General features: G+C 65.6%; 21 protein-coding genes. 7 read left to right on the forward strand and 14 right to left on the reverse strand.

Going from position 1 to position 21,781, the window contains the following annotated elements:
- Window positions 1–9: 9 nt before the first annotated feature.
- The 3 genes from coaBC (at window position 10) to KA419_14565 (ending at window position 3,076) form a co-directional block, all read left to right on the forward strand.
- The gene (gene coaBC / locus KA419_14555; protein ID MBP7867155.1) at window positions 10–1,224 is read left to right on the forward strand and encodes a bifunctional phosphopantothenoylcysteine decarboxylase/phosphopantothenate--cysteine ligase CoaBC; all 1,215 of its coding nucleotides are present in this window, start codon (window positions 10–12) and stop codon (window positions 1,222–1,224) included.
- Window positions 1,225–1,287: 63 nt separating this feature from the next.
- Complete coding sequence (era, locus tag KA419_14560) at window positions 1,288–2,217, forward strand: GTPase Era (GenBank protein MBP7867156.1); 930 nt, start codon at window positions 1,288–1,290, stop codon at window positions 2,215–2,217.
- A 1-nt stretch (window position 2,218) separates the two neighbouring features.
- Window positions 2,219–3,076, forward strand: coding sequence for a uracil-DNA glycosylase (locus tag KA419_14565; protein MBP7867157.1), 858 nt, complete (start codon window positions 2,219–2,221; stop codon window positions 3,074–3,076).
- A 327-nt stretch (window positions 3,077–3,403) separates the two neighbouring features.
- Here KA419_14565 and KA419_14570 read toward each other — a convergent pair whose 3' ends face one another.
- The 12 genes from KA419_14570 to KA419_14625 all read right to left on the reverse strand — a co-directional run bounded on the left by KA419_14570 (window position 3,404) and on the right by KA419_14625 (window position 15,545).
- The gene (locus tag KA419_14570; GenBank protein ID MBP7867158.1) at window positions 3,404–3,859 is read right to left on the reverse strand and encodes a polymer-forming cytoskeletal protein; all 456 of its coding nucleotides are present in this window, start codon (window positions 3,857–3,859) and stop codon (window positions 3,404–3,406) included.
- Between the two features lie 21 nt (window positions 3,860–3,880).
- Window positions 3,881–5,140, reverse strand: a complete 1,260-nt coding sequence (locus tag KA419_14575) for a pentapeptide repeat-containing protein (protein ID MBP7867159.1) — start codon at window positions 5,138–5,140, stop codon at window positions 3,881–3,883.
- 77 nt (window positions 5,141–5,217) lie between these two features.
- Window positions 5,218–6,591: a hypothetical protein gene (locus KA419_14580; protein ID MBP7867160.1), complete on the reverse strand. Its 1,374-nt coding sequence runs from the start codon at window positions 6,589–6,591 to the stop codon at window positions 5,218–5,220.
- Between the two features lie 281 nt (window positions 6,592–6,872).
- Entirely contained in the window at window positions 6,873–7,823 is a 951-nt protein-coding gene (locus KA419_14585; protein ID MBP7867161.1) for a cation transporter, read from the reverse strand.
- A 129-nt stretch (window positions 7,824–7,952) separates the two neighbouring features.
- Entirely contained in the window at window positions 7,953–8,978 is a 1,026-nt protein-coding gene (locus tag KA419_14590; protein ID MBP7867162.1) for a rod shape-determining protein, read from the reverse strand.
- A gap of 1 nt (window position 8,979) precedes the next feature.
- Window positions 8,980–10,368 carry a GGDEF domain-containing protein gene (locus KA419_14595; protein ID MBP7867163.1) on the reverse strand — a complete coding sequence of 463 codons (1,389 nt, stop codon included), beginning with the start codon at window positions 10,366–10,368 and terminating at the stop codon, window positions 8,980–8,982.
- 6 nt (window positions 10,369–10,374) lie between these two features.
- On the reverse strand, window positions 10,375–11,628 hold the full coding sequence (locus tag KA419_14600) for a FecR domain-containing protein (GenBank protein ID MBP7867164.1): 1,254 nt from the start codon (window positions 11,626–11,628) through the stop codon (window positions 10,375–10,377).
- Between the two features lie 137 nt (window positions 11,629–11,765).
- Window positions 11,766–12,167: an OsmC family protein gene (locus tag KA419_14605; protein MBP7867165.1), complete on the reverse strand. Its 402-nt coding sequence runs from the start codon at window positions 12,165–12,167 to the stop codon at window positions 11,766–11,768.
- A 59-nt stretch (window positions 12,168–12,226) separates the two neighbouring features.
- Window positions 12,227–13,318, reverse strand: a complete 1,092-nt coding sequence (cax, locus tag KA419_14610; protein MBP7867166.1) for a calcium/proton exchanger — start codon at window positions 13,316–13,318, stop codon at window positions 12,227–12,229.
- A 63-nt stretch (window positions 13,319–13,381) separates the two neighbouring features.
- A complete protein-coding gene (locus KA419_14615) occupies window positions 13,382–13,909 on the reverse strand; it encodes an asparaginase (GenBank protein MBP7867167.1) in 528 nt (175 codons plus the stop codon).
- Between the two features lie 11 nt (window positions 13,910–13,920).
- On the reverse strand, window positions 13,921–14,871 hold the full coding sequence (locus KA419_14620) for a class I SAM-dependent methyltransferase (protein ID MBP7867168.1): 951 nt from the start codon (window positions 14,869–14,871) through the stop codon (window positions 13,921–13,923).
- Window positions 14,871–15,545: a glycosyltransferase family 2 protein gene (locus tag KA419_14625; protein MBP7867169.1), complete on the reverse strand. Its 675-nt coding sequence runs from the start codon at window positions 15,543–15,545 to the stop codon at window positions 14,871–14,873. Before KA419_14625 ends, KA419_14620 begins: the two co-directional genes overlap by 1 nt.
- A gap of 317 nt (window positions 15,546–15,862) precedes the next feature.
- On the opposite strand from KA419_14625, the gene KA419_14630 reads away from it, so the two are divergent.
- Window positions 15,863–17,071: a molybdopterin molybdotransferase MoeA gene (locus tag KA419_14630; GenBank protein MBP7867170.1), complete on the forward strand. Its 1,209-nt coding sequence runs from the start codon at window positions 15,863–15,865 to the stop codon at window positions 17,069–17,071.
- Here the strand turns inward: KA419_14630 and truA are convergent.
- Both truA and pyrE read right to left on the reverse strand, forming a co-directional pair.
- Complete coding sequence (gene truA, locus KA419_14635; protein MBP7867171.1) at window positions 17,065–17,808, reverse strand: tRNA pseudouridine(38-40) synthase TruA; 744 nt, start codon at window positions 17,806–17,808, stop codon at window positions 17,065–17,067. The genes KA419_14630 and truA overlap by 7 nt on opposite strands.
- A gap of 17 nt (window positions 17,809–17,825) precedes the next feature.
- Entirely contained in the window at window positions 17,826–18,401 is a 576-nt protein-coding gene (gene pyrE, locus KA419_14640; GenBank protein ID MBP7867172.1) for an orotate phosphoribosyltransferase, read from the reverse strand.
- 330 nt (window positions 18,402–18,731) lie between these two features.
- Between pyrE and pilM the strand changes: the two genes are divergently transcribed.
- The 3 genes from pilM to pilO are packed head-to-tail and all read left to right on the forward strand — an operon-like array spanning window position 18,732 to window position 21,750.
- Window positions 18,732–19,784 carry a type IV pilus assembly protein PilM gene (pilM, locus tag KA419_14645; protein MBP7867173.1) on the forward strand — a complete coding sequence of 351 codons (1,053 nt, stop codon included), beginning with the start codon at window positions 18,732–18,734 and terminating at the stop codon, window positions 19,782–19,784.
- Window positions 19,785–20,414 (forward strand): PilN domain-containing protein, encoded by a 630-nt coding sequence (locus tag KA419_14650; protein ID MBP7867174.1) that lies wholly within the window; start codon window positions 19,785–19,787, stop codon window positions 20,412–20,414. It abuts the gene before it with no gap.
- Window positions 20,407–21,750: a type 4a pilus biogenesis protein PilO gene (pilO, locus tag KA419_14655; GenBank protein ID MBP7867175.1), complete on the forward strand. Its 1,344-nt coding sequence runs from the start codon at window positions 20,407–20,409 to the stop codon at window positions 21,748–21,750. Before KA419_14650 ends, pilO begins: the two co-directional genes overlap by 8 nt.
- The last annotated feature ends 31 nt before the right edge of the window (window positions 21,751–21,781 follow it).

Here is a 21,781-nt window from a genome sequence, read left to right on the forward strand (position 1 = left end):
GGGGACGCCTTGTTCGTCGGTCTGGGTGTGACGGGCTGCATCGCGGCCTACAAGGCGGTCGAGCTGATCCGCACCCTGCGGAAGCGGGGGTGCGAGGTTCAGGTCGTCGCCACGCCCCACGCCCTGGAGTTCGTCACCCGCCTCACCTTCGAGACGATCTCCGGGCAGCCGCTCCTGGCCGACCCCTTCCAGCGCGACCTGTCCTGGGAGGTGGAGCACGTCTCCCTGGCCCGGAAGGCCGACGTGCTCTGCGTGGCCCCCGCGACCGCCAACATCCTGGCCAAGTTCGCCCGGGGCATCGCCGACGACTTCCTCTCCACCCTCTACCTCGCCACCCTCAAGCCGGTGGTGGTGGCCCCCGCGATGAATTTCGCCATGTGGGCCCACCCGGCCACGCGGGAGAACGTGGGGATCCTCCGGTCCCGGGGGGTGAGGGTCGTGGACCCTTCCCGCGGGCAGTTGGCCTGCGGCGAGGAAGGCGAAGGGCGACTGGCGGACCCGGGACGCATCGCCGAGGCCGTCTTTGCCGCCGCCACGCCCGGGACCCTGGCCGGGAAGACCGTGATGATCACCGCGGGGCCCACCGCCGAGGATCTCGACCCCATCCGTTTCATCACCAACCGCTCCACGGGGACCATGGGCTTCGCACTGGCCCGGATCGCCGCCCGACGGGGCGCCCGGGTGATCCTGGTCGCGGGGCCGACCACCCACGAGCCGGATTTCGAGTGCGATCTCGTTTCCGTGCGCAGCGCCGCCGATATGGCGGAAGCCGTGGAGAACCTCCGCAACGAGTTCGACATCGGCGTGTTCGCGGCCGCGGTGGCCGACTACACGCCCGAGAGCCCCTGCCCGGAAAAGATCAAAAAGACCGAGGGGTCCCTGGGCCTGCAGTTGGTGCGGACGCGGGACATCCTGGCCCACACCTGCGCCCTGCGCCGCGGCGGCCAGGTCCTCGTCGGTTTCGCCGCGGAGACCGCCGACGAGGTGGCGGAGGCCCGGCGGAAGCTCTCGGCCAAGGGGGCCGACCTGATGGTGGCCAACCGGGTGGGGCCCGGGTCGGGCTTCGGTGCGGTCCCGTCGGCGGTCACCCTCGTGCACCCGGACGGGACCGAGCGGGTGCTCGAGCCGACGGACAAGGACCGCGTCGCCGGGGCCATCCTCGACGAGGCGTGGAGAATCTACGCCCACCACAACGCCAGAATGGAGGACACCCGCCCCCTCTGAAGGCGCGGGTAGGATCGGCACCCCCCGGTCGCCCGACGGCGACCGGCGTGTCGACGGGAGGTCATGTTGCGAGGAAAGAACCCTAAACCAGCCCCGAGCCGGTTGCGCTGCGGCTACGTGGCCGTCGTGGGGCGGACCAACGTGGGGAAATCCACCCTGCTGAACTCCCTGCTCAAGCGCAAGGTGTCCATCGTCTCGGACAAGCCCCAGACCACCCGCCGGCGCATCCTGGGTGTCCTGACGGAAGCCCGCGGGCAGGCGGTCTTCTTCGACACCCCGGGCGTTCACAAGCCGGGGCACGAGCTGAACCGCCGAATGGTGCAGTACATCCACGACGCCCTGCAGACCGCCGACCTCCTGTTGCACGTCATCGACGCCGGCCAGTCCTTCGGGCACGGCGAACAGTTCGTGATGGACCTGGTGGCCGGTTCCGGCAAGCCCGCCATCCTGGCCCTGAACAAGATCGACCTGGTGGGGAAGGGCAAACTCCTGGCCATCATCGACTTCTACCGTCAGAAGCACGCCTACGCCTCGTACGTCCCCGTCTGCGCCCTCTCGGGAGACGGCGCGGAGCCTCTGCTGGCCGAGATCTTCCAGGGACTCCCCGAAGGGGACCTTTTCTACGAAGAGGGCTTCGTGACGGACGTGTCCGACCGGTTCATGACCATGGAACTGGTCCGGGAGAAACTCTTGGCCAACGTCCGCGACGAGATGCCGTTCACGACGGCGGTGGTCATCGACCTCTTCGACGACTCCGGGCGCCGGGAAAACGGCCTGCTGCACGTCGATGCCTCCATCGTGGTGGAACGCGACTCGCAGAAGGGAATCGTCATCGGGGCGCGGGGGAGCCGCCTGAAGGCCATCGGGACGGCCGCCCGGCTCGAGATGGAGAAGATGCTCGGCTGCAGGGTGTATCTCCACCTGAACGTGAAGGTGGAGCCCGACTGGCGCAACGATCCCCGCTTCCTCAACGACCTGGAGACGGTGCGCTGACATGACCTCACCGGTCCCACCCCCGCCGCGGACGCCCCTGGCGCTGCTCTCCGACCTCCTGGCGGCTTACCGTGACCTGGGCGTCGAGTACCTCCGCGTCCCGGCGCTTCGGAAAAACGGGGAGCCAACCCGGCTCCCCGGCGTCCCGCCGCCCGGTTCCCCCGTCAAAGCCGCCCCGGTGCCGGATCTTCCCGCCCCTCCCCCGGAGTCTCTCCCCGCGCCCCTCCCGGCAACGCTCCCCCCCGCGGCCGCTGCGGCGCCGGCGGAACCGGGGCCGGACGAAGCGGCATGCCGGGCGGAGAGGCAGGCCATGATGGACGCCCTGCGCGCCGAGATCGGGGACTGCACCCGCTGCCGCCTCCACGGGGGGCGGACCCACATCGTCTACGGGGAAGGAAACCTGATGGCGGACCTCCTGTTCGTCGGGGAGGGCCCGGGCGCCAACGAGGACCGGACGGGACGCCCGTTCGTGGGGAACGCGGGCCAGTTGCTGGACCGGATGATCCACGCCATGACCCTTCGCCGGGATCAGGTTTACATCGCCAACGTGGTCAAGTGCCGGCCGCCCGAGAACCGGACCCCGCTCCCGGACGAAATGGCCGTCTGCGGGGCTTTCCTGGTCCGGCAGGCGGAAATCCTCAGGCCCCGGGTGATCGTGTGCCTCGGGGGAACGGCCGCGAAGTACCTTCTCGACACCACGGCGTCCGTCGCCTCGCTGCGGGGACGCGTCCTGCGCTGGCGCTTCGCCGACGTGGTGTGCACCTATCACCCGTCCTACCTCCTGCAAAATCCCGGGGCAAAGAAAGCCGCCTGGGAGGACCTGCAGAAAGCCATGGCCCTGCTGGGGCTCCCCCGCTGATCAAACCGCAATCCCGTGAGATCGGTCACAGATCCGGAACCCGGCGGGTTGACCGATGGTTTCCGCGGGTGCTAGACTGAAAGTGTCTGGGGGGGCGGAACGTTTGCCGGCTCCGGGGAATGCCTTCCGGTTCCCAAGGTGTGGTTCGTGGTGGTGGAAAACGCGGCGTCCAACGCCGCGTTCATTTTTTCCAGGGGAAAACGGGCCGGGCCCCGGTCGAACCCGGGGCCCGGTATGCGTACAGTCCTCCACCGGCATCCACCCGCCCGGCTGGGGGGTGGTCGGGGAAGGGCCCGGCCGGCGGTGGGCGCCGGCCGGTAAGAATCGTCACTTGGCCGGCTTCTCGCCGACGTGCAGTTCGGTGTTGCCGAAGGTGACCTGGAGTTTCCCGCTGCCGGGCTGGCTGAGCTTCACTTCGAGCGTGGTCGCCTTGATGGTGGTCTGGTCGCTGACGGTTCCGCACAGTTCGACGCTGTCCGCCTCGATCTGACCGGCGATTTCCCCCTTGGAGCTGAGCTGGGAAACCTTGACCTGCCCCTGGACGGCCCCGGTCTCGAGGACGGTCAGGGAGGGGGCGGTGACCTCGCCCTTCACTTTTCCGCTGACGACCAGCGGGCACTTGCTCTTGATGGAGCCATCGAACTCGGTGCCGTCCTCCAGGATGGTCTGCTTGACCACCATCGTGGCGGGGGCGACTTTCACCGCCGGGGCCGGTGCGGGCGCCGGAGCCGGTGCGGGCGCCGGGGTTACGGGTTGATCCTTGCCTTGAAGATCCTGGGACATCGGTGATCTCCTTTCCTGTAGTTATTTGTCTTTTTTGGGTTTCTGGATTTTCAGCCGGAGGTGGCAACCCTTCTCGAACCCGAACTCGGTGTATTCGACCGGTTGCTGCACCGTACCCTCGAGGCTCCCCTGGGCCCCGACGATCAGCCGTTTCGGGCCGATGATGGTGGGGACGACCTCCTCTTCCTTGATGTGGCCGTGGACGATGATCTCGCCCTCGCCCTGGAGGCGGCAGCCCTTGAGCATCCCGTTGGGCCCGACGGTCAACTGCGCGCCCTTGTGCAAGGTGATCATGCACTTGTCGAACTTGCTCTCGATCTCGACGACGGAATTCTCGCCGAACTCCATGGTGGCGTTGCTCAGGGCGTCGCCCTTGCCGAAGAACCGCTTGGCCTGGTCCGTCGGCGGGGCGGCGGCGGAAGGCGGGGCCGCCAGTTTCCCCGTCCTGAGGAAGTCCTGCAGGGCGGGGCCTTCGAGAAGGTTGGAACCGTCGCCGTCCTTCGACACATCGACCCAGTCCGCAACGGCCTGGACCAGCTGGCCGCCCGGGGCGTCGATGCCGAAGAGCTTGGCCCCCGTCAGGGTCGCGCCCTCGAGTTGGCAGTTTTCCAGCCGGGCTTCCCGGAGGTCCGCCTCGCTCAGGTCGGCCCTGCCCAGTTTCACCTTGTTGAGGTGGGTCCGGAAGAGGCTGGCCTTGACGAGACGGGCCCCCTCGGCATAGACCTCGTCCAGTTTCACCTGGTCGAGGCGGACTTCCGAGAGGTCTGCCTCCTCGAAGTTCGTCTTGAAGATCTGGCACCCTTCGAGGTTGGCCTTCGCGAGCTTTCCGCCGCCCAGGTAGGCCTCGCTGAGGTCGGCGTCGGTCAGCGTCGCTTCCTCGAGGTTCACCTTGCCCATGCTCGCCAGTTCGAGCTGGGCGTAATTGAGGCGTGCCCCCCTGAGCCTCGCGCCTTCCATCACGGCGCCCTCGAGGTTGGCGCGGCTCAGGTCCGCACCGTCCAGGATGGCGCCGTCGAGCTTTGCCTCTTCCAGGTCGGCTTTCTGGAGGTTGGCGCCTTCCAGGTCCGCCCGGCCCAGGTAGGCTTCCCGAAGGCTCGCGTTCGAGAGGTTCGCCAGTTTGAGGATGGAATCCTCCAGGTTGGCGCCCTCCAGGTCCGCGCGCCTCAGGTTGGCCCTTTCGAGGGGCGCCTTGCTGAGGTCCATCTTGCGGAGGTCGGCCCGTTCCATGGACTCGGCGTTCCTGACTTTCTGCAACACTTGTTCCCGGGTGAAATCAGCCATAGGTTACCCACCTTTCTGCCGGCGCCGTTACCGGTGCGGCAATGCTCATGGTCTTGTCAAATCAAATAACGACAGCCTTATTCCTTGGGTTCGCCCTCGGCATCGGCTCCCCGGCTGGAGAGCAGTTCCAGAAGGACGCGGATCCGCTCGTCGAACGGCATTTTCTGGATCGAATCGACCAGTTCGAACTCCTCCATCTCCGCCAGGACGATGTTGATCTGAAGGGCGGCCTCCTGGCGGCCCTGGCGGAACTGTTTCTTCTGCTGGGCGAATTCCGGCTGGGTCCACTCCATCTCGGCGGCTCTCTCGTACCCCTCGTGCTGGCGCTTCAGCTCGGAGAGGAGCGTCCCCAGCCGGCGGTTGAGGGCGACATGGGCCTCCTCGCCGGTTGAATCGTCGATCTCGAACTTGAACTGGTTGAACTTGACGCAGATCTTCTCGCACAGCCACATGGGGATGGCCGTCGTTACCGCCAGGTCCTCGGCGCGGGCGTTGAACATGGCGTCCAGGCTGGTGAGCCCGACGCCGTAGAGCTTGTCCATGGTGACCCGGCCGACTTCGGGGATCTGCTTGAGGAGGGAGTTGATGATGATGGCTTCCCGGAGGTGCTCCTCCTCCCGGATCGTGAAGGTCTTCGGGAGCACCCGGACCATCTCCTCGAAGATGGCGAGGATCAGGTCTCGGTGCTCCTCGGAGATGAGGCGTTCATCCCGGTTGGCGGCGAGGGAGAGGGCCTCCGAGAAATCGTTCATGCACTTGGCGGCCACTTCGAATTCCATCTTTTCCGCGGCTTTGCGGATCGTCTCGAGCGCCGGCCGGCAGATGTCGATCCAGTCCATGATGACGGGACCGCGCATCAGTTCGTGGATGAAGGACTTGATGGGGCGGGCGTAGTTGGCCGCGATCTCCGCGAAGAGGTCCTGGACGCCCATGTAGTCGCTGTTCGACACCGTGGCGGCGGGCTGGGTTTCCGTGGACGGACCGGCCGTCAGGAGGATGGCCGCTTCCTCCACCGGGTTTGGCGGGGCCATGCCGAAGGCCCGATCGAAGGCGGAGTCGAAATCGTCCCACTCCTCGTCCTCGAAGAGGGTGGTGGTCTGGATGACGCCGGCCTCTTTCTCGGCCTGCTCATCCTCGGCGATGACCTCGGCCGGGGCGGAAATCGTCGCGGCGGGGGTTTTCGCCGGGGAAGCCTCCACGACCACCGTGACGGAATGGTCCGGTTTCTCGGAGACTTCCACCAGGACGGGGGCCTTGTCCTCCTCGCGCTTCTCGGCGGGGGCCACGCGGACTTCGACGGGACGCTGGATAACGGTGCCCCGCTCGGGAGCGGCGGGAGCGGGGGCGGGGGCGGAAGGACCGACCGCGGGCGGCTCCGGGGACACCGCCTCCGGAGGGGCCTGCTCTTTCTTGCCCCAGAGTGATTTGAAAACCTTCTTCAGAAAATCCATACCGTCTCCTGGAGGAGATTCGAGGCATGGCTCAGGGGAAAATGCTGAAAACACCCACTGAATTTGCTTTCCCGATCCGTCGTCATTCTAGCGGAAGAGGAAGGAAAAAACAAGGGTAATTCAAGCCTGCGGGTTCAAATTCTCCCGTTCCCCGCGACCCGCCCGGACGCCGTCGCGGTGCGCTAATCCGCTGCCGATGGGCCGGGGGCCTCTTTGCCGGGCCCAGCGTAGGGGATGCGGGGTGCGGAGTCAAGCCGAAGCCGGGAAAGCTGTGCGCAAGATCACGGACGCTCGTCGGGGGCTTCCGGCGTTGTCGGGGTTTCAGGGGACCGATGGTCCTCCGGGGGCTCCGGGTGGACCGTGACATCGGCGTCGGGGGCAATGTCCTGGATCGTCTGTTCGACGCGGTTTGCCAGGTCGTGGGCCTCCCGCAGGGTCTGGCCGCCGTCGGTGGTGAAATGGGCGTCGACGAAAAGCCGGGGGCCGGAGTACCGGACCCGGATCCTGTGGCAGTCCATCACGCCCGGCAGGGACTCGGCGGCGTTCTTGATCTTCTGGGTCATGCCCTCCGGCGCGGCGTCCAGCAGGGCCTGGACGGTTCGAAAACCCATCCGGAAACTCACCCAGACCACGATGGCGGCGACCACGAGGGCGGCGACCGCGTCGGCGTGGAGCAGGAAGGCCGCCCCGGGGATTCGGCTGGCAAGGACCCCCACGAGGCCCAGCAGGACCACGGCGGAACTCCAGATGTCGGTCTGGAAGTGGAGCGCGTCGGCTTCAAGTGCCTGGGAATTGAACTTCCGGGCCGCTCTGAACAGCATGCGGGACCGGGACACGTCGATGACGATCGAGAAAATGATGACGATGAAGGACCAGGCGGTCACCTCGACCTTGAATTCCCACGCGTGCGCCAACCGATGAACGGCCTCCCAGATGATCCAGACACAGGTGGCGACGAGCAGGGCGGTCTCGAAGAGGGCCGAGAGGTTCTCCACCTTGCCGTGGCCGTAAGGGTGGGTCTGGTCGGCGGGTCGGTCGGAGATGCGCACCGCCATCCAGGTCATGAGTGCCGCCACCAGGTCCAGGCCCGAGTGGGCCGCTTCCGCTAAAATCCCGAGACTGCCGGTCAGGAGGCCGACGGCGATCTTGGTCCCCGTCAACGCGACGGCGGCGATGACGGAGTTGATGGCCGCCCCTTGCTTTTCATCGTGGGGGTGGGCGCTCTGGTGCAAGAAATCTCCTTCACCCTGCGAAAAGGCCGCACATTCCGGCGCAAGGGCGGGCGCCGGCTGGAGGGCTTTCCCGGCGAAGCCTCCGTGCGCCGCCCCCGAGGAAACGTGGCGGGCCCGAGGCCGCCGGGCTCACTGGGAGGCGACTTTCTTCAGGAGGTTGAAGTCGCTGAGCATTTTGCCGGTTCCCAACGCCACGCTGAACAGGGGGTTGTCGGCGATGAAGACGGGGAGCTTGGTCTCCTCCATGATCCGCCGGTCCAGGTTCTTCAGGAGTGCGCCTCCCCCCGTGAGCATGATGCCCCGGTCCACGATGTCGGCGGAGAGTTCGGGCGGGGTACGCTCGAGGGCGACCCGCAGGGCGTTGAGGATGGTGGCCGTGCAGTCGGAAAGCGCCTCCCGGATCTCCTCGTCCGTGATCTCCAGGTTCTTGGGGATGCCGTCGATGAGATTCCGTCCCTTGATGGTCATGGAGATCGGCTTTTCGAGAGGATAGGCGGACCCCACCTGCATCTTGATCTGCTCGGAGGTCCGCTCGCCGATGAGCAGGTTGTGCCGGCGCTTGATGTACTGGATGATGGCCTCGTCCATCTCGTCGCCGGCCACCTTGATGGTCCGGCTGTAGACGATGCCGCTCAGGCTGATGACGGCGATGTCGGTGGTCCCGCCGCCGATGTCGACGATCATGCTGCCGGAAGGCTCGGTGATGGGCAGGCCCGCCCCGATGGCTGCCGCCATGGGCTCCTCCACCAGGTAGACCTCGTTGACCTTGGCGCGGAAAGCCGACTCGCGAACGGCCCGCTTCTCCACCTGGGTGATCTCCGACGGGACCCCGATCACGACGCGGGGGCTGACCAGGTGCTCGCGGTTGTGCGCTTTCTTGATGAAGTACTTGAGCATCTGCTCGGTGGTGTCGAAGTCGGCGATGACCCCGTCCTTCATGGGGCGGATGGCCACGATGTTCCCGGGCGTGCGGCCCAGCATCTCCTTGGCCTCGCGCCCGACCGCCTCGACGCGGTTGGTCAGCTTGTTGATGGCGACGATGGACGGCTCGTTGAGGACGATCCCCTTGTTCTTGGCGTAAACGACCGTGTTCGCGGTGCCCAGGTCTATGGCCAGATCGTTGGAGAAGAAGCTGAAGAGCGATCGAAATTTCATCTTATTGCCCTGCTGTCACGATTTTGTTCTTGCCGGCCTCTTTGGCGGCATACATGGCGGCGTCCGCCCGCTTGAGCAGCGTCTCCGCCGACCGGGCGTTCGCCGGGTATGCGGCGACCCCGATGCTGATGGTGAGCTGCATGTTCAAGCCGGCATCCCCGTGGAACTCGGCTTTCTCGACAATGTGCCGGAGGCGCTCCCCGATGACGAAGGCATCCTCCAGCACCAGGCCGGGGAAGACGATCACGAACTCGTCCCCCCCGTACCGCGCGATCATGTCGGCATTTCGCACGGTTCTTCGGAAAATGTTTCCCATTTCGCACAATACTGCACTTCCGGCGATGTGCCCATAAGTATCGTTGACGCGCTTGAAGTTGTCAATATCAATGAACAGGATGGACAGGTTTTTCTCCTCGCCGGCGCAGCAGCGGATCTCGGTGGCCAGGTACCGGCGGAGGAACCGGAAGTTGAAGAGGCTGGTCAGGTCGTCGACGATGGCGAGGCGCCGGGCTTCGTCGCACGCGCGCACGTTCCGGTCGATCTGGATGAAGGTGAGGCAGACGGCCCGCATCTGCTCGGGTTCGGGAGTGCGAAGGCACTTCGTCGGTGTCTTGTTGACCGCCACGAGGAAGCCGGCCCCGGACCGGTGACGGAAGGCGTAGGCGAGGCTTGGCTGGACGGCGCAGATCCGGCCGGGATCGGCCCCGGGCTCGGGGTACATGTCGGGGATCAGGACGAAAGTGGCCTCGCAATCGGGGTCTTCCGCGAGGGTCAGGCCGGGGAAGATCCGGGTGGGCTCGAACCCCGCGGTCGCACCGTCGCGATCGGAGTAGGCGAGTTCCATCCGGCGGGTCTTCCGGTTTTCCAGGAACAGGAAGAGAAGGTCACAGTTGAGCAGCGACTTGGCCAGGTGGGCGAACTCGTGGCAAACCCGGTGGTAGTCTTCCTTGAGGGACAGGTTCCGAAGCCCGTCGCGCCCCCCGTCGATGACGGCGTACGGGGCGTGCCAGGCCGGTTTCGGCCGCAGCCCCGGACCGACCAGGTTCCGGTACAGGCAGTCCAGCAGGGAGGCGGAGAGGGGGAGGTAGACGTGCAGTGAGAAGTGGTTGCGCGCGGAGGCCTCTTCGATCTCCCGGGAGGCCACGGTGGAATAGGTCACCAGCCGGGCGTTGGGGAAAATCCGCCGGACCCTCTCCCCCAGGCCGTCCACGGGGGTTTGGTAGGGGATGAGCGCGAGGCGGCACTCGGGGTGGTACGGGAGCCTGGGGAGGAAGAGGTCCCCCCGCTCGATCAGGTGCGGGGCGTGAAAGGGTGCGGGGCCGACCGGGAGTTCCGGCGGCGTGCTCTCGTAAACGTAGAAAAAATCGAGGGGAGGCTTCCGGGGGTGCATCCTGACCTATCTCAGCGGGATCTTCCGGAGAAATTCCTTGAGGATGCCCGACTCGTTCTTCAGTTGAATGCGGAGGATGACCGCCTCGGCGCCGGGGTCGAAGTCCTCGACGTAGTGGTTGAACTTTCCTTCCCTGTCCACCATCACCAGCTTGTTGTTGATCAGCAGCTGGTAGTAGGGCTCGGTTCTCCCGCGGATGAGGATGGTCGCGCCGTAGACGTCCACCGACAGGATGTCGAACCGGACCTTGCTGTCGGCATCGCTGGCCTTGGGCCGGATCTTGAAGGAGCTTGTGACCTGGGACCCGCCTTCGAGCCCCGCGGCGTTGACGGGGATGACCTTCCAGTAATAGGTGCCGAACGGGAGACCCTTGAGCAGGCAGTACTCCTTGCCCGGGATTTCTTCGAAGTGCACGAAGGAATTGAAGAAGGGGTCGGTGGCCACGAAGACCTTGAAGCGGAGGTTGGGGACGGGGGATTTCCAGCGGAGCAGCACCGTGAACTTCTCGGGGCGGGTGGCGGTGAGAATCTCCGTGTTCTGGGGCTCGACCAGTTGCGGGCTCGGGGGGAGCGGCAACTTGTCGATCTTCGCCCCCCTGACGGACGCCTGCTCGCCCCGCGAGAGGTCCAGGACCTGCTTCCCGTCGCGGGTGGCGACGCGCGCACGCCCCTGGAAGATCTTGACCTGCGTCTCCGCGTTGTCCCCGCTCAGGTTCGCCTGGGCCACCGTGTTCGGGCCCATGTCGGCGACGGTGTTCTTGGTCTGCAGTTTCGACTTCGATTCCGTGGTCTCCGAGGTGGAGAGATCGACACCGCCCTTGGAAAGCTCGACGCTGACGGACTTGCGGGACGTCGCGCTGTCCTCGTGCGACTCCTGGATGTAGATCATGGAGTTGGGCTTGACGTCGTACACCGTGCCGTCGAAGAAGGTGATCCGGCAGGAGCTGTTGAAGTTGGTGGACACCATGTCTCCGGGGTAGACCTGCATCTTCAGCTCGGCGGAGAGCCAGTTGGCGGACCCCGCCGGCTTCACCCGGACGTCGCCGTAAAGGTTCTGGAACTTGGCGGAGCGCTTCTCCTGCCGGGCCAGCTTTTCCGTGTCCACGGTCTTCCCGGCGGAGATGAAGCCGTACTTGGCGACGAAATACACCCCCACCAGCAGCAGGGCGGCGATCCCGAGGATGATCAGGGGACGCAGCCGGCTGTAGGAGATGGAGGTCCACTCGATGTAATCGGAGACTTTCTTTTCCTTTGGTGACATGCCCGGGTGCTCGCTTGCGAAAACCTGCTCTCCGCCTCATCATACCTGATCGCGGGAGGTGATTTCAAGTTTTTCCACGGGGAATTCCCGGAGGATGCCGATCCGGTTCAGGAAGGAGGCGGTTTTTCCCGGGACGGTCATCCCTGGCGCACGCTGGTCGTCGCGGACATGGGAAAGGGGTTCTCCAGGTGCTTCTTCACCTTGCACTGGTCCACCGCCCGGACAAGAGCGCCGTGGTAACGTTCGGGGAAGGACGCCGGGACCTGGATCTCCAGGACCAGGTCGGTCACCATCCCCGTCTCCGGGTCGAGGGATACCTTCTGGACGATCTGGATGTCCTCCGCGGGGATCCCGCGCTTCCGGCAGAATCCCAGGACGTACCCTCCCGCGCAATTGCCGATGGATGCGAGGAACGCCTCGAAGGGCGGGGGGGCGGTGTCCTCTCCGCCGCGATCGACCGGCTGGTCTGAGGCGATGGTGTGGGGCCCGAATCGGGCGTCGACCCGCCACCCGCCAGGGAAGGTCACGAGGATTTCCATTTCGCTCACGGCAACCTCCAACGCAGTGGAATCCGGGGCCCGGAGCCCCGCTCCCGCCCTCAATGGGCGGGAAGGAAGTAGAAGACCAGGGCCAGGATCGCGTAGACGGAGAGGAGTTGGACGCCTTCCAGCCAGTTGGACTCCCCGTCGGAGGTGACCTGGCCGACGATGTAGACGGACACGACCACGGCGAGCACCTCGGGGATGGTAAAGACGAGGTCCATGGTCCGGGGACCGACGAAGGTGCTCAGGACGACGATGAGCGGGGCCACGAACAGGGCGATCTGGATGGAGCTTCCCTGGGCGATGGTCAGGCTGAGGTCCATGCGGTCCTTCTGTGCGGCGATGACCGCCGTGCTGTGTTCCGCGGCGTTGCCGATCACCGCCACGACGATGACGCCGACGAACACCCCGGTCATGCCGAGGGCGTGGGCCGCGTGCTCGATGGAACCCACCAGGATCTCGCTGATCCAGGCCGTCAGGATGGTGGCGACGGCGAGCACCGCGAGGGAGCGGAGGAGGGCGCGTCGCGACTGGGAAGTGTGTTCCCTGGGGTGGGCCTTCTCACAGTGGCCGGTGAAGAGGTGCTTGTGCGTCCGCAGGGAGAAGAGGAGCCCCAGGCCGTACGTGGCCAGAAGGATGACGGAGATCTCCCGGCTCATGCCGCCCTCGTGCAGGAGGGCCTCCCGCCCCCCGAGGTGGTGGTACGCCGCCGGCAGCACCAGGGCGATGGCGGCGAGGGTGAGCATGGTGGCCTGGCTGCGGGCCCCGGCGGCGTTGAACCGCTGCTCCTTGTGCCGGATCCCGCCCACCAGGAACGCGGCGCCCAGGACCAGAAGGATGTTCCCGATGATGGACCCGGTGATGGAAGCCTTCACGACGTCGTGAAGGCCCTTCTGGAGGGCCGCCAGGGCGATGATCAACTCGGCCGCGTTGCCGAAGGTGGCGTTGAGGAGACCGCCCACGGCCTCCCCCGTGTGGTCGGCGAGGGTCTCCGTCGACTTGCCCATCAACCCGGCGAGGGGGATGATGGCGAGGGCCGCGAGGAAGAAGATCAGGGTGTGCTCGAGGGGGTACAGGAAGTGCGCCCCGATGGTGACCGGAACCAGGACCAGCAGCCAGTCGAGGGTCGGGACCCAGCGCTTGGACATGGCGGAAAACCTCCCGTGCGTGCTTTGAGGCGTCGCGGCAGACCTCGACCCGTCCGGGGGAGATCAGGCGCCGCCGCATTCCGAGGGCTTCTCGAAGGTCTTCTTCTCCCGGTTCTTCCGGACGTCGTCCATGGTGTAGCACTCGTTGTGGAAGACGATGTAGACGTCGGGGGCCAGGAAGCGGGTGGCAAAGATGCTCTCCGCCAGGTTCTGGAGCCCGTCGCTGTTTTCCACCACCAGCGGCAGCATGGCGCCCGTCAGCACGATGGGGACGGTGACCTCGGGCAGCCGGGCCCGGATGTACTTCCCGGTTTCCACCATGGTGTCCGTGCCGTGGGTGATGACCACCGGCAGGCCGTCGGGGAGGATGGACCGGAGGTAGGCCACGATCTCGGCCCGGTGTTCGTCGGTCATGCCCAGGCTGTCGATGTTCATGACCCGGCGCGGGATGATCCGGACGTACGGGAGACGCAACCGGGGGAAGTAAAAATCGATGCGCCCCTCCAGATTGTCGATGCCGCCGCGGACCTCGTCGTAGACTTTCTCGATGGTCCCGCCGGTCAGCAGCATGTGAATTCTTCTTACGGACATCGGGCCTCTCCTCAGTCTGCTTTTTCAGCCGTGGCGAACATCGTGGCCCCCTTACCCGAGGCGGCCTCCAGGAAGGCGGGCGGAGTCGCGGCGGCGACAAGCACAAGATAAAGGAATTTCCTCGGCAAGGCAAACCGAATGTTGCGGCGAATCTGAAGGGCGACCGGGTCCAGCCCGGGGAAGAGGGAGGAGACCGCGGCGGCGGGGTCGTCCCGCCACGACCAGTGGCGCAGCCGGACCAGCCGCATCCCGGCCCGACGCAGGCAACGCTCCAGGGCGGCGGGCGTGAAACCGGTGAGGTGCCGGGGGATGTCGATGCCGGTCCAGCGCTTCCCGAAAAGCCTGAACTGGAGGCTGTCGAGGTTGGGGACCTGCAGCAGGAGACGGCCCCCGGGGGCCAGCCAGGGCCGCAGGTGTGAAAGTCCCTCCACGGGGTCCCGCAGGTGCTCGAGCACGTGGAACATCGTGATCAGGGAAAAGGTGTTCCCGGGGTAGCCGGTCTCCAGGAGTTCCCCCGCGCGGACGTCGATGCCGTAACGCTCCCGGGCGCAGCGCGCGGCGTCCGGGGACGTTTCGAGGCCGACCCCCGCGATGCCGGTCCGCCGGCGGAACACGTGGAGAAAGGTCCCGCTGCCGCACCCGACGTCCAGGAGCGGGCCGGGGGGCGTGGGCATGGCGGAGCGCGCCACGCGGACGTGGTGCCGGAGCACGGTTTCCCGGTAGAGGGTCTCCAGTCGGGCGGACAGGGAGCGGGAAGCCCGCTCGGTGACCCACCAGTAGGGGGACGGGTAGGCGGCTTGCAGTTCGGCGTCGGAGGGTTGCGGGTGGAGGAAGCCGGCCCCGCAGTCCCCGCAGCGGAAGAGATCGTGATACCGGTCGGTCGTGCGGAAGAGAAAATCCCGGTTTCGGAGCCGGAACCGGGTTCGCGTCGATCGGCAGACGGGGCAGGGGGGGCTCCCCATCAGGGCCGGAACCGCTTCCGGAGCAGGAAGAACAGGTTGCGGAAACCGTCCCGCCAGGGCTGCAGCTTGATCTCCCCCTTGCGGTTGGTGAAGCTGATGGGGATTTCCTTGAAACCGATGTCCCTCCGCCGGATGGCCTCGATCTTGATCTCCTCCGAGAAGGCCATCAGGTCGCTCTTGAGGCTCATCTTTGCCAGGGCGTCGCGGTAGAAGATCCACATGCCGGACTGGGAGTCGCGAATCCAGCGGAAGTACAGGAGGGTCATGAAGGTGCTCAGGACGATGTTCCCGAAGCGGTGCTTGAACGACATGGCGCCCTTCTGCTGGATCGGGAAGCGGGAACCCGAGACGAAACGGACGCCCGAACGGAGCAGGGCTTCGATGAGGTAGGACACGGCGTCCAGGGGGTAGGAGTGGTCCCCGTCCATGGTGACGATGATGTCTCCCTTGGCGTTTGCGAGGCCGGTCTTGTAGGCGCGCCCGTACCCCCGGATGTTCTCGTGGATCACGGTGGCCCCCATGGAGGCGGCGATCTCGGCGGTGCGGTCGGTGGAGTCGTTGTCCACCACGACGACCTCGTCGATGAAGGCGGGGATCTGCTCGAGGACCCGGGCGATCCCTTCCTCCTCGTTCAGGCAGGGGATGACGATGGTGATCTTGTTCCCTTTGTACATGGACGGCTCTGTTCTCCGCGGCAAGGCGTCGGTGCCGACGGGGCCTGCAGGAAGGATGATCCGGCGGCGGTGGGGTTGCGGGGACGGTTGTCCCTCGACCTGCCCGCGTCCGTCGCCGTTCTCCCGGGACCTGGCCGGCCCGCGGCGGGGATTGGGGGATTGTACCACAGCGGGAAGGGTTCACAAGCGGAATTCGACGGCCAGGCCGCGCCGGCTGCCCCCGGGGGACGGCCCCCGGCGTTGGCGCCACCAGGTGCGCGATTTCCGGGTTTGGTTTATAATGCCCCTTTCACCCCGACCGGGGACAGGGAGGAAACATGATCAGCATCGAAGCAGCGACCGGAATCGTCCGGGGATCGTGCCGGGTGCCGGCCCCGGTGGAGACGGAGATCGGGGCGGCCCTCGGGCGGGTGGTCGCGACGGACGTGACGGCCGGCGAGGAGGTCCCGCCCTTCGACCGGGCCATGATGGACGGGTTCGCCGTGCGGGCGGACGATGTCCGGGAGGTCCCGGTGACCCTCGCGGTGATCGACGAGGTCCCCGCCGGGACCCTTTCTTCCGTGACCGTCCACCCGGGGGCCGCGGCCCGCATCATGACGGGGGCCCCGCTTCCCCCCGGCGCGGACGCCGTCCAGATGAAGGAGGTCTGCCGGGAACTGCCCGGCGGGCGGGTGGAGGTCCTCGAGCCCGTCCGGGCGTGGAAGAACGTCGCTCGCCGGGGCTGCGAGTGTGCGAGGGGGGCAACCGTTCTCGAAAAGGGGGTCCCCATCGGCCCTGCGCACCTCGGGGCCCTGGCGACCCTGGGTTTTGCGCGTCTGCCGGTGGTCCCGGCGCCGACGATCCGGCTCCTCAACACCGGCTCCGAGTTGGTGGACGTCTCCCAGCCGATCACGGGGGGCCAGATCCGCAATTCGAACCGTCACACGCTGACCGGCCTTCTCCGGGTCTCGGGGTTCGCGCCGGCGTGGGGCGGCGCCGTGCGGGACGAGCCCGGGGAGATCCGCCGGGCGGTGGAGGCCTCGGAAGCCGCCGACGTGCTCCTGCTGACCGGGGGGGTCTCGGTGGGAGAGTACGATCTCGTGGGGGAAGCGGTCGCGGCCGCCGGGTGGGACGTCCTGTTCCGGGCCGTGGCGATCAAGCCGGGCAAGCCCCTGGTCTTCGCCCGGAAGGGAGCCCGGCTCCTGTTCGGGCTGAGCGGGAACCCGGTCTCCTCCTTCCTGCAGTGCGCGCTCTTCGTCCTCCCCGCGCTCCGGGCGATGGCCGGCTGGTCCCGTCCGGGGCCGGACTTCACCCGGGCCCGCCTCGCCGCTCCCGCCGCCCACAACCCGGGACGGGTGTCCTTCAAGCCGGGACGCCTCCGCCAGGAGGGGGACCGCGTGCAGGTCCAACCCGTCTCCGACAGGGGCAGTGCGGACCTCTTCGCGTGGTCGAACGCGGACTGCGCCTTCCTGCTGCCGGCAGACGCCGCAGGCCTGGACGCGGGGGCGCTGACGGAGGTCTTCCGCCTCCCGGGGGCGGGTCAGTAGCGGACGCGGACCAGTTCCAGCCCCTGGGGCGGGGCGGTCGGGCCGGCGGCTCTCCGGTCCCGCGCCGCGAGGACGGTAGTCGTGTCGCCGGCGGACCGTTTCCCGCACCCGACGTCCACCAGGGTCCCGACGATGTTGCGGACCATGTGGTGGAGAAACCCGTCCGCTTCGATCCATAGATAAAGGAGGGGCCCCGACCGCGTCAGCCGCAGGGAGGTGACGGTCCGGACCCGGTCCGCCTCGCCTTCCACGCGGGCGCAGAACGAGGTGAAGTCGTGACGGCCCACGAGCAGTGCGCCCGCCTGGGCCATGGCGTCGAGGTCGAGGGTGCGGCGGAAGTGCCAGGCGAAGTCGGCGCGGAAAGGGGGACACACGCGACCCGTGTAGAGGGTGTACCGGTAGACCTTCCCCCGGGCCGACTTGCGGGCGTGGAACCCGGGCTGCACGAACCGGGCGCCCAGAACGCGGACATCCCTGGGGATCAACCCGTTCACGGCGTCGGGCACCCGGGGGGGCGGGATGATGCCGGGGGCCGTGTAGTTCGCCGTTTGCCGGCGGGCGTGCACCCCGGCGTCGGTCCGGCCCGCGCCGGCGAGGGCGACCTTTTCCTGGTAGAGGGTGGAGAGGGCCTGTTCCAGGAGGCTCTGCACCGTCACCCGGTCCGGCTGGACCTGCCAGCCGTGGTAACGGGTCCCGACGTAGGCCACGTCGATGCGGTGGTTGCGCCGTTCGGGCATGTCGGGCCCGCCCCGGGTCACTTCCGGCTGCCCGGCTTCTCCACGGGGACGCCGCGCTCGCACAGGGGGCAGGACTCGGGCGGGTACGTGGGGAACTCGGGCTGGATCAGCGACAGGAGGGGGACGCCGAAGTCCGCCTTGCCCCGGCTTCGGTCCGCGACGCAGCCGACGCCGGCCAGGATCCCGCCCCCCTGTTCCACGACCGCGATGACCTCGCGGGTCGACCCGCCCGTGGTGACGACGTCCTCGAGCACGAGGAAACGCTCGCCGGGGTTGACGTGGAAACCGCGCCGGAGGCACATCCGGTTTTCGGCGTCCCGTTCGGTGAAAAGATTCCGGACGCCGGCCTGGCGTGCGACTTCGTACCCGAAAAGGACCCCTCCCAGCGCGGGGGAGATCACGACGTCGAAGGCGACCCGCCGGGCGGCGGCTTCGGCGATCAGGAGTCCCGAGAGCGCGACGGCGCACTCCGGCAGTTCGAACGCCTTGGCGCACTGGAGGTAGTTCCCGCTGTGAAGGCCGGAGGAGAGACGGAAGTGCCCGCTCAGGAAGGCCCCGGATCTCTCGAGCATCGCTTGTGCGGTCTGGGTCATGTTTCACCTTTATAGAAGGATTGATTTGAGACTGGGCGCCGTCCTGAGGCCCCCGGGGGCCGGGCCGGCCGTTTCGGTTCCGCCTTGCCCCGGGAACACCGAAGTCCCTTTCCTGGGCAGGTTTGAGAGTATCAGAACGGCGGGACAAGTCAAGGGAAATATCATCATCTTCCGCGCTGATGACGATTACGAAAGGAACTTTGCTTTTGTTGAAAAAGTGCCGAAAGAAAAAAAATAATCTTGACAAGGCGATGAATCTTCTGCTATTAAAGAGGCAATGTTGCAAGTTTTGCGCCATTTGCTTTAAACAAGCGAGGGATAGGGGACGATATGTTTTTCAAATCGAAACAATTGGTAGGTCTCGACATTGGTTCAACTTCCGTCAAGGTTGTCGCCTTGAAACCCATCCGGAAAGGCGAGTACGAACTGGCCTCCCTCGGCGTTGAAAACCTTCAGCCCGACACCATCGTCGACGGCGCCATCATGGACAAGCTGGCGGTGGCCAACGCCATCAACCGGATTTACAAGATGCAGGGGATCAAGAACAACACGGTCTCCACGTCCATCTCCGGGCACTCGGTGATCGTGAAGAAGATCAACCTGCCCCAGCAGAGCACCAACGAGCTCAACGAGTCCATCATGTGGGAGGCGGAGCAGTACATCCCCTTCGACATCAACGATGTGAGGCTGGATTACGAGATTTTGAAGCCCGTCCCGGGCACCGGGACCATCGAGGTCCTCCTGGTGGCGGTCAAGAAGGAGAAGATCGACGATCACGTCAACGTCATCAACCTGGCCGGCAAGAAACCGGGGTTGGTGGACATTGACGCTTTCGCCCTCCTCAACGCCTACCGGCACAACTACCAGCCGTCGGGGCACACCGTGACCGCCCTGCTGAACATCGGGGCCTGCCTTTCCAACCTCTGCATCGTCAAGGGGCCCGATCTCCTCTTCACCCGGGATATCTCGGTGGGCGGCAACCAGTACACCGACTTCCTCCAGAAGGGCCTCGGCCTGAGCTTCGAAGATGCGGAGGTCGTCAAGAAGGGCACGGGTGAAATCCCCGTCAACGAGAACGAGGCGAACCGGATCATCGACCAGGTTTCGGAGATCATCGAGCTGGAAATCCAGAAAACGCTCGATTTCTTCAAGGCCACCACCACCACCGAGAAGATCGACCGCATGATCCTCAGCGGGGGGTCGGCGAACTCGAAGGGCCTCAAGGAACACCTGTCGCAGAAGTTCGAGATCCCCGTCGAAGTGTTCGACTCCTTCCGAAGGGTGTCGGGCAGCACCCAGAAATTCGACACGGCATTCATCAAGGAAATATCTCCCAGAGTCGCCATCGCCGTCGGCCTGGCGATGAGAAGCATGGAGGACTAAATGGTCAAGATCAACTTGCTCAGGGAGCGGACGGTTGAGCAACCCACCGCGAAAATTCCCGTCGAGCACAAGCCGATTCAGGGTGTGCTCATCATTGTGCTCATCCTGATTGCCGCCGTGGCTTTCGGCGTCTGGTACGGCTACAAGAAGTACCGTGACAAGGAAGAGCTGCGGGGGGTTGTGGAGAAGCTGAGGACGGAAGCCAACAGCATCAATCTCGAGGAGATCCAGAAGAAGATCAAGGACCTGGAGAAGCTGAAGGGCGAACTGGACCAGCGGAAGAACCTCATCAAGGAACTGCGCGAAAGCCAGAAGGGCCCGGTCGAGATGCTCAACGCCCTCGTCGTGAGCATGCCCGACAAGAAGGATTCCCTCTGGATCGATTCGCTGAACCAGAAACGGGAAGCGGATTCGGAAACGGTCCGCCTCGAGGGGTGCGCCATCGAGCAGCCCTACATCACCGATTTCGTCCAGGGTCTCCAGGCCCGCCGGTACTTCACCACCGTCGATCTGCTCAAGACGGAGACGCAGGCGGTGCCGTCGATCGACCCGAAGATGCCCGAGATGAAGCGGTACCGTTTCGTGGTGGTCTGCAAAAAAACTTTGAAGAAAGAGGCGAAAAATGGCTAAAACTGAAGGAAAATCAAGCGAAACGCCGCTTCTCGTCAAACTGATACTCGGGCTGGCCATTGTCGGTCTCCTTTTCTTCCTTGCCAATACCCTCATTTACAAGAAGATCGATGATGAGATCGCCGCGTTGACCACCGAGCGCGAGCAGTTGGACAAGAAGGTGCAGGAAGGCCAGGGCTTTCTCCGGACCGAAAACGAGCACATGCGGGACATCGCGATCCTGGCCGACCAGTTGAGCGCCCAGAGCCGCTGCCTGCCCGATGGTTCGGAAATTGACCAGCTGGCGAAAGAGTTTTACAAGGATGCCCAGGAAAAATATGACATGTTCGATGTCAGTTTCGACATTTCCGGCATCTCGGTCAACGAGCGGAAACTTCAGGAAATTCCCATCGCCTTCCGGTGCAGCGCGACCTTCACGAAACTCGGCGAGCTGTTCCAGGCCGTGTCCCGTTACAGCCGCATCCTGAACATCGAGTCCCTCGACCTCAAGCGGCTGAACATCAAGGAGCGGGCCACCGTTCCCGGCTGGAAGAAGACGGCCCAGCTGCCCACCATCAAGGTGTCGTTCGTGGCCAAGACCTACTCCATGGTGAAGGACCCGGACGAGGACTCCCAGATCCAGGAAGTGATCGCGAAGGCCCGCCAGACCATGGCGACGACGCCTGCCGCCCCCGGGCAGCCCGCTCCGGCAGCGCCTGCCGCCGGGACCCCTGTCGCCGGGGCCCCTGCCGCGCCGGGTGCGGTCAAGACCGCCCCAGGCGCCCCGGGCGCCCCGGGTGCCCCGGGTGAGGCCACCGAGGTCCAGATCAACGACTATCGCAGCGTGGCGTTCGTCGGGGCCGGGAAGCCCGACCCGTTCTTCGACCCCATCGAAGCCATGCAGGATGCCATCGTGAAGGCGAAAGAGAAGGAAATGAAGGAGAAGGTGGAGCGCATCGCCGTGATTCCGCCCCTGAACGTCCGCTGGAAGAACTTCAAGGGCTTCCGCGCGTTCCTGCTCTCCGAAGTGACCTTCAACGGCGTGCTCGAGAACAAGGACGGCAGCAAGGCCGCCATCTTCATCGGCCCGGACCGTCACGCCCACAACGTGAAGAAGGGAGACTCCTTCTACAACGCCTACGTCAGCAACATCACGCGCGTGGGCAACGAATATCGGGTCATCGTGGAAGAGTACGAGCTTCGACCGAATTCGAGCCTGATCGATCGTATCGAGGGCAAGAAAGCGATCCCGGTCACGCTCAGCCAGGCCGTCGATCAGGTGAGAGGGTCCAACGACTACAAGACCGTCAAGGTGAATGTCAAAACCCTCGCCCGTGCGACCAAACCCGCGAAATAAAACTTGTATTTTGATAAGGAGGCATTTGATG

This window comes from Acidobacteriota bacterium (assembly GCA_018001935.1).
Lineage (GTDB): Bacteria > Acidobacteriota > JAAYUB01 > JAAYUB01 > JAAYUB01 > JAGNHB01.

Bases quoted from the DNA above. Each gene is read 5' to 3' on its own strand.
- era (MBP7867156.1), top strand. From the start codon at position 1,288: ATGTTGCGAGGAAAGAACCCTAAACCAGCCCCGAGCCGGTTGCGCTGC.
- KA419_14565 (MBP7867157.1), top strand. From the start codon at position 2,219: ATGACCTCACCGGTCCCACCCCCGCCGCGGACGCCCCTGGCGCTGCTC.
- KA419_14570 (MBP7867158.1), bottom strand. From the start codon at position 3,859: ATGTCCCAGGATCTTCAAGGCAAGGATCAACCCGTAACCCCGGCGCCC.
- KA419_14575 (MBP7867159.1), bottom strand. From the start codon at position 5,140: ATGGCTGATTTCACCCGGGAACAAGTGTTGCAGAAAGTCAGGAACGCC.
- KA419_14580 (MBP7867160.1), bottom strand. From the start codon at position 6,591: ATGGATTTTCTGAAGAAGGTTTTCAAATCACTCTGGGGCAAGAAAGAG.
- KA419_14590 (MBP7867162.1), bottom strand. From the start codon at position 8,978: ATGAAATTTCGATCGCTCTTCAGCTTCTTCTCCAACGATCTGGCCATA.
- KA419_14595 (MBP7867163.1), bottom strand. From the start codon at position 10,368: ATGCACCCCCGGAAGCCTCCCCTCGATTTTTTCTACGTTTACGAGAGC.
- KA419_14600 (MBP7867164.1), bottom strand. From the start codon at position 11,628: ATGTCACCAAAGGAAAAGAAAGTCTCCGATTACATCGAGTGGACCTCC.
- KA419_14605 (MBP7867165.1), bottom strand. From the start codon at position 12,167: ATGGAAATCCTCGTGACCTTCCCTGGCGGGTGGCGGGTCGACGCCCGA.
- cax (MBP7867166.1), bottom strand. From the start codon at position 13,318: ATGTCCAAGCGCTGGGTCCCGACCCTCGACTGGCTGCTGGTCCTGGTT.
- KA419_14615 (MBP7867167.1), bottom strand. From the start codon at position 13,909: ATGTCCGTAAGAAGAATTCACATGCTGCTGACCGGCGGGACCATCGAG.
- KA419_14620 (MBP7867168.1), bottom strand. From the start codon at position 14,871: ATGGGGAGCCCCCCCTGCCCCGTCTGCCGATCGACGCGAACCCGGTTC.
- KA419_14625 (MBP7867169.1), bottom strand. From the start codon at position 15,545: ATGTACAAAGGGAACAAGATCACCATCGTCATCCCCTGCCTGAACGAG.
- KA419_14630 (MBP7867170.1), top strand. From the start codon at position 15,863: ATGATCAGCATCGAAGCAGCGACCGGAATCGTCCGGGGATCGTGCCGG.
- truA (MBP7867171.1), bottom strand. From the start codon at position 17,808: ATGCCCGAACGGCGCAACCACCGCATCGACGTGGCCTACGTCGGGACC.
- pyrE (MBP7867172.1), bottom strand. From the start codon at position 18,401: ATGACCCAGACCGCACAAGCGATGCTCGAGAGATCCGGGGCCTTCCTG.
- pilM (MBP7867173.1), top strand. From the start codon at position 18,732: ATGTTTTTCAAATCGAAACAATTGGTAGGTCTCGACATTGGTTCAACT.
- KA419_14650 (MBP7867174.1), top strand. From the start codon at position 19,785: ATGGTCAAGATCAACTTGCTCAGGGAGCGGACGGTTGAGCAACCCACC.
- pilO (MBP7867175.1), top strand. From the start codon at position 20,407: ATGGCTAAAACTGAAGGAAAATCAAGCGAAACGCCGCTTCTCGTCAAA.